Here is a 7,135-nt window from a genome sequence, read left to right as displayed (position 1 = left end):
AACGACGGGATCGAGGTCATCGCCAAGCCGACCGACCGTCAGCCCATAACCGCCGCCGCCTGACCGGCCCGGCCGTCACCAAAATTTGGCGATAGCTCGGCGGAAGAGGACTACTGCTGCGGCGGTTAGCACGGCGAAAGGCCGAAAGCGAAAGCGTCCGTGCATGAAGCGACACGGCCTGCCCCCTAGCGTCATCAGCGAAATCACAGGCGAGAGTAGCACGAAGTCTAGTGCTGAGTTTGATCCAACGCTTTGAGCAAGGTGTGGAGAAACGCGCTGGCATGGTCATAATTTGCATCCTCGTCCGCTACCGCGCGAGCGCGTGGACCGAGCATGCTGCCGACAAGTTCCGGTCCAGGTGCCTCAATGCGCTCGGACCACTGATCGGGGACGTGATCGGAGCCAGTTCCGCTCGACGTAGATAGCTTCAGCAGCCGAGATGCACGATCGTGCTGCTTATTATGCCGGGCCGCGAATGCATAGAGGGCAAATAAGCTCCGGAAATCATCGCGGGATACTGCTCGCATGAACATTCTCCGACGTGAAAACAACGGTCAGCGAATCACAGTGATACTATGCGCGCTTTTTCGCCGGCAGATATATAACGAAAGTGTTCAGTTGCCCGGCGATCAAGATGCAAGTTAGACCCGGCGGTCGCAAGCTAAACGACCGCCGGGTTTCACCGCGCTGGTATCACCGGGGTACGCTGTCAGTTTTTCTGCTTTTGGCGGCACGTGTCGGTTCGGTCTACGACTCTCATTGCATCAGCAGCTAACTGTTGCGCGGGTACACCGCAGCTCGGCCGCGATGCGGGCTCATTGGAGCGGACGCGGGTGTTGGAGCATTAGCCGGGCACGCATGCTCCGGGGGTAGCCCTGCGGGCTCCTCGCCCGCGGTCTAATTTCTTGTCAACCGTGCTAGCAGCCTGACTGCGTCATTGAAGGCGACCCACGTCATAGACGTGTTGGTCTAGATCCGTCGACACTCGGATTGAGATACTGCCTACGTCCGCCCAGGCGCGAGCTGTTTTGGCGATCTGCTCTGCTTCCTTGAGTTTGGCGAGGATCTCGGCAAGGAAAGCTTTGATGGCAGGTTCTGCATTTTCGACATCATGCGAGCCGTTCTACGAGGATGATCGGCTCAACAAAGCTGGCCTTGACCCCTCCGTTGGTTCGGAACGCCATTGCCATCTGCTCGTTGGAAGTTATTGATTTCCGTTAGTAACAGGAGCCGTCGGAGCTGCGCGCCGTTCAGCAGCGCTTCGAAGGGGGAGCTCGCGCGCCTGGACATAGGACGCAACCACGATCAATCAAGCTTCTGGATCACAATATAGCTCGGAGGCGCCGCGTCAATGAACGGGCCTCTCGACCGCCGCCAACTACAAACCGTCACCGCCGTACCAATCGAGCTCGAGGTTGTGTCCCGCACCTCAACTGCTGCCGGGGGAGAGTCTTGATCAGTATCGCACGCTTCAGAGCAGCCACCTTTCAGGACATCGCTCCACGGTCAGCGATCGAATGGCTCCTTGCCATCGATATAGCTGAACTATCCTAGGAGATGCAACGCTATGGCGTGCCGCGACATAGGCTCCTGAACACCCATCGTCCGAAGGCTGTCGAAGTCTCGCTCGCCGCATTGCGAGGCGCGACCCGGCGCGACCTATCCGTCCGGTCAATCAGTACCTTGCAGCTCGGGCACGATTCCCGTCACGTCAATGTTGTTGCTCATCTTGCGGCCAAATTTGTGGTGCAATCGGTAGAGGGAACTTTAAGCGAGCGAGCGGCGGCCCGGGCACCGGCTCTCGCCCAAAAGCGACAGATCAAAGCCAAATGACTGAAAGTAGCAAGGCACACCGAAGCAACGCATTACCGAGGCGAAAGAACGCCTACCGATCCCCGCACCGGTAACGCCGAAGATCAAGGCGGCTAGAGGAAAAGCCGAAGGAACGATGCCAAGAGCTCTCCAGGAACAACTTGAGCAGGTTGAGCGCGATATCGAATTATACGCGGAATTTGATAAGGCTGAGAAAGCTCGGTTCAATCGCGAGTCATACTTATGGACTGCAGAAGATCGCATCGAGTGGCAGGAGACACAATCTGAAAACGCTCAAAGACTTCGTGAATTACTCGAACAGCGTGACGCTTTGCGCCGGCAGCGACCTGTAAAGTGGCTGTCAAGCGCAGAGTTGAAACTATCATTCTAAGTACGTCCACCCTTCTTAGTCCGACAGTTGCCTGGTCGCTGTTCTGTTGGGATCGGGATTGGCATTGCAGCGGGCTATGTTTTGCCGGCGTCCGCCGCAAGTTTTTTGGCCTTCTCGTTCTCCACCTGCTCTTCGACGAACATGAGGATCATGCGGCGAGTAGCTTCGTCTTTCACGTTCTGAAAGGCTTTGATCAACCGCAGCATCTGAAGGTCTTCGATATTGTTCGGTATCAATTGTTCTCGGGTGAAAGCGCAAGCGTGATGGGGCAGCGCGCGCTTACAATCGATGTGCGCGATCGAAGTGTGCCACAATTCGGGGCCAGTTCTCGGCGCATCAGCCCGCCGCTGTTCACGACATGCCGGCCACGTGGTGCGTTTTCGCGCGGATGGAAGCCGCTGACGATTTAAGGCTTCCGTCGTGCCGCCCAGCTGCGCCACATCGGTCTTTGTCTGTGAAATAACCCTGCGCGGACCGTAGTCGCTTCGGCCCTGAGCAGGCGCAGTCTAAGGCTCTGAAGTTCGGTAAGCTCTGAAACGAGCGTATCGACACGCTGTCTCAGAAAAATGGCCCCATCATATGCGGCAGCTGATTGCTCATTGCACGCCCCTACAGAATACACCTTGATCAAAAAAAGTCAGGAACAATATGCAATAGCGGTACAACCTATGAATTTACATGAGTCAAGCGGCACCGCAGCGACGTGCGCGAACACCTCGAAAAAGCTCCAGCACCGCCTCGTGGCGAATTTCTTAGGCACGGCGGCCAGTGCAATTGACCCGAATTACGCGCTGTCGGGTGTTAGCATTGGTTTGGCTTGCGCCCTCAGGCGCAACCGAGCGGTCTAGCCCTGTCGCTCGCGCTGAGAGCAATCGCGGCAGCGAAAGGAACTTCCTGCGTCTGTCGTGATTGCTGTTCAAACTCAGGGAGAACATCCATGATCAGAAAATCCGCCATCGTGGCATTCGCATGCATTGCTTTGTCCTCACCGGCTTTCGCGCAAGGAGGCGGCGGTGGTGCCGGTGCAGGCGGAGGAGCCGGAGGTAGCGCGGGATCGGCGGCGAGCTCTAGCGTTGGCACAGGCACCTCGTCGAGCACCACTAATTCCGGAGCCTCAGCTCCCTCAGGCATGGGAACGCAGGACACCACGATTGGCGCTAGCCACAGCAATGCATCGCAGAACAATCCGAACGTCCAGCCCCCGACGCCAAACGGAACGTCGCCGGCTGCTGCACAGGCTGAGCGAAACACTGGCGTGGGTCATGCCACCAACGGCTTACCAATCGGTAGTCCCGGCACCGGTACCAGCAACGAAGATCAGAAGTAGCTTGTCCTAAGCACGCAAATCCTGGACTTTCCTGCACCTTTACTGCCCAGTTAGCGACTCGGGTTCGTGACCCTTTGCGCCGCCACCGCGTATGTACCTACGAGACAACGAGCGAAGCTTTTGCGCTGATGCAAAACTCGGTCATACGGTCATCCACCATTCAGGGATACGCCGGGCAAAACAGATCGTTTCATCCTGAAGGGCTGCGAATAGATCAGACAGCCCGCGGCCACTGTGTTACAGCCGGGAATGAAAAAAATCCTCCTCATGTCACTGCTCATCGCGACACCGGCACTCGCGCAGAGCGAACCGCCAGCTCCGAAGGCGCCATTGACCGATCGCGAACGGGTGCAGGCAGATCGCGCGCAGGCGGCCTCGGAGGAGAAGAACGCCCCAACAGCGCGCCCTTGGGACAGGGGTGCGGATGGCAAGCGGCCCTGGGATCGCGGAGCCCAGGCGAAGTAGCGGCCTTCCAGGCAAAGAGCAGCAGTCTTCCGTGAGGGCGAAGTTTCACTCGCTCGCGGGCTCCACAACACCGTTATCGAGCTATCCAGTGCAACAAAGGGGCTGCGGTGCCGTATCGGAAGTTCGCCGCTCAGCGACACGGCTCTACCTGACAGTCACTTCCACTATGATGACCGATGATCCGTGCTGCCTGCGGTTTTCGCCCGACACTGCAATTCGAAATCGGTCAGTTCCTGGGGTTGTGGGGGCTTGGTAGCGAAACGACGGGCCGGCGATCGTCACGATGCCGGCACCCGGCGCCTCCACCAGTTTAACTTCGTCCAAAAGCTGTGTTCTGCCGCGCAGGCCCTGCAGGCATTCGGTCCCGGAGGAAATGGAAATAGTCCAATACACGGTGTCGGAAAGCAGTGCGAAACGCTCCGCGCGGGAAACGCATTCGCCGGCGGTCGCAGCATATGCTTGTAGCCAGCAGCCAGCGAAAAAGCAAAGGCTCGCAGCGCCCGTCTTGGTTTTCATGCGGTCGCTCATCCGATCGTCATCGTTGGATCTGCTCAAGTCGACCTCAAACAAAACCGCCGCCACTGGCTGCCCAGTGCGGCGGCTTATAGTGGAACGCAGCTGCTAGCTAAACGGCTTCGACTCTCACCGAGCGTACCAATACCCCCACCAGCGTCGCGACACGGGTCGTGCTTCCGCCTTAAGCGCCGCGACTTCTTCGACAGAGCGAAGATAAGGGCCGTAAATCGCAGGCGGGTAAACATCATCCCAAAACACGTAACCGGTCCGGACGTCGGCCGCTCGATGATGCGACGGAGCAAGCGCGAGCTCCGCGGCTGGAACGGCGGTCGTGGTCGAAGCGAGGCTAAGGACACCAAGCACACTAAGAGCAATGAATGGAGTAAGGGTACGGACGTTCATTGGATTGATCCCTCTCAAAAAATGGGCGGGAAATAATGCGACGGCTTGCAAAAGGTTGCAAGTGCAACGTTTCGCCGAATGGCTGCGGTAGCAGGCTCGTGGGAGCCCGGAAATGTCACAGCAATGTCAAGATCTATCACGGAGGAGCACAAGCGCCAAGCGTCTCCCGAGCCGCAGAAATTGCTGGCGGAAAAGCGCGCGGCCCTGCGCTTGCGACGCGTCTGAACCCTGTTCTTGAGGGAAGATGCCGGAAAGTTCCCTGTTGTCTGCCGCCCGCAGGGAAGCTGGTCGGTGCACACAAAATGTCGAGAGATGAACAATGTTTCAGCGTTGTGAATCATCATGTCGACACAACTCGCCAGTGAGATTGCATTCAGAACCATTGGGGATGGATTCGATGACTCTGACTGTTGCCTCGATCTTTCTTGCTGGCCTGCTCGTCGGGTACGCGCTGCGTGCCTGGCCTTCGCAAAGGCGCCTCGAAAAATCCTTGCGTGGCAGGTCGCGCGGCTCGGCACCGCAGACCACAACATTCGGACACGCCCGGCGCGCCTTCTAAGTCTGTGTCCGATTCCGGTGGATACGGGCTCACATGATCATCCTGACATTTCACGGTTCGCAAGGGACTCTCGGAAAATGAGTGATGTCGAGAACGATTCGCCGCGCCGGTATATGGTGGATGGCTGCGGGCAACGCGTGCTGGTTGGGCTGACAATTGAGGAGACCATTGAATTCGAGACGCTGGAGGGCTCGACGGCGCGCAGCCTCTATCATGTGCAGGATCCGTGGAGTGAGCGGCACGTCAGCGGCCGGAGTCACCGTGAGGTCCGCTGGCGCGAGTTGTACGCCAAACACGAGCAAGCCTGGAGCGAGTGGATAGCCCAGAGCCGCGCCCGCTCTACTGACGATTCTCGTCTTCTGAACTGACGGGCCAGTCTTGGCCGCCGCCTCAAAGCTTACCTGATGGGATCTGGACGCGCGGCGCTTGCGCTCGCGTTGTTTTGCATTTGCCGGCGAGATCTAGAATGCGAGCACGCGGCTGCCCTGGATCGTCATTAGCGTGAGATTGCCTGTCGCATAGGCACCTGTGTCGATATTGGCTCGATTTGCCAGCAACTCGACGCTTCGCACCGGCGTATGACCGTGCACGATGTACTTGCTGAATTGCTCCTCGCTGTGAAGGAATTCCTCCCGGATCCACAGCAGATCTGCCTCCTGCTGTTCGGACAAGGCCACGCCCGGCCGAACGCCGGCGTGAACGAAGAAAAAATCCCCGCACGTAAAGCTAAGCCGTAGGTTATCGAGAAATTCGACGTGCTCAGGCGGCATCGCACGCAACAGCGCGCGCAGCAACGAGGCTGGCTCATCCCGTTGTACCCCTGGTGTGAGTCCATAGGACATCAGCGTTTGGGCCCCACCAACGCGAAGCCAGTCGTCGAATAGAGAGGGGTCCTCCATAACATTGACCAAAAAAGCTTCGTGGTTGCCTTTCAGGAAAACGGCGTTCCCGCGGCGGCTGCGTTCGATGAGGATGTCGAGTGTCGAGCGCGTATCGGGACCGCGATCGATATAGTCGCCCATGAACACCTCTATCGCATAGCCCGGCCGGCTATTGGCGATATCTGCATCGATGACCCGTAGCATTTGCTCGAGCAAGTGCGCGCAGCCGTGGATATCGGACATTGCGAAAATCCGAACTCCCTCCGGTAGCGTCGGCTTTTTCTTGGGCGGACGAGATCGGAAAAGTGAAAACATGAGGAGCCCAGGTCCAAAAAGCAGTTGACCGAGTTTTGGTGAGGAGGAGTGGGGTTCGAGCCGGTCGAGATGTTACTCTGAAAAGTTCCCGGTGCGAGGTGCGCCTTCTATGAGGTGCACCTTCTATAGGGTCATCGTGAGGCGAACGCGAGCACCGACCCCATCGAGGAGACGCGGAAGTCCAGAGTTTTCGAGAACCGAATTTGTTCCCGCGGTGGCATCTTTTTTAGATTATTTTTGTGGGCTCATTCGTTCCTGGACATAACCTACAATTGATAGCCGCGCAAAACACAAGTGAAAGTTGCCCGTGAATTTTGTCACGTACGTCGGAACTGAGCAAAGGAGCTACGCATACGCTTCTGCGATTGCTAACTAAATATGGCACGACATCAGTGCGTCAAAATATTGCCTACGACAAGTTTGCAACGAAACCGCCGCGAGTACATGCGCAGCGATGAACCTTAAGG

At 57.6% G+C, this 7,135-nt stretch carries 4 protein-coding genes; 1 reads left to right on the top strand and 3 read right to left on the bottom strand.

What is annotated here, in order from left to right:
• Positions 1 to 2,277: 2,277 nt before the first annotated feature.
• Positions 2,278 to 2,643, bottom strand: a complete 366-nt coding sequence (locus tag IVA82_RS24075) for a hypothetical protein (RefSeq protein WP_247387002.1) — start codon at positions 2,641 to 2,643, stop codon at positions 2,278 to 2,280.
• A 1,496-nt stretch (positions 2,644 to 4,139) separates the two neighbouring features.
• Positions 4,140 to 4,511: a hypothetical protein gene (locus IVA82_RS24070; RefSeq protein WP_247387001.1), complete on the bottom strand. Its 372-nt coding sequence runs from the start codon at positions 4,509 to 4,511 to the stop codon at positions 4,140 to 4,142.
• 1,038 nt (positions 4,512 to 5,549) lie between these two features.
• Between IVA82_RS24070 and IVA82_RS24065 the strand changes: the two genes are divergently transcribed.
• Positions 5,550 to 5,840: a hypothetical protein gene (locus tag IVA82_RS24065; RefSeq protein ID WP_247387000.1), complete on the top strand. Its 291-nt coding sequence runs from the start codon at positions 5,550 to 5,552 to the stop codon at positions 5,838 to 5,840.
• 93 nt (positions 5,841 to 5,933) lie between these two features.
• On the opposite strand, the gene IVA82_RS24060 is transcribed toward IVA82_RS24065, so the two are convergent.
• Positions 5,934 to 6,668, bottom strand: coding sequence for a metallophosphoesterase family protein (locus IVA82_RS24060; protein WP_247386999.1), 735 nt, complete (start codon positions 6,666 to 6,668; stop codon positions 5,934 to 5,936).
• Positions 6,669 to 7,135 lie beyond the last annotated feature (467 nt).

It is taken from the genome of Bradyrhizobium sp. 142 (assembly GCF_023074015.1).
GTDB lineage: Bacteria > Pseudomonadota > Alphaproteobacteria > Rhizobiales > Xanthobacteraceae > Bradyrhizobium.
The sequence above is the reverse complement of the archived record's forward strand: the minus strand, read 5'-3'. Positions and strand labels throughout refer to the sequence as shown.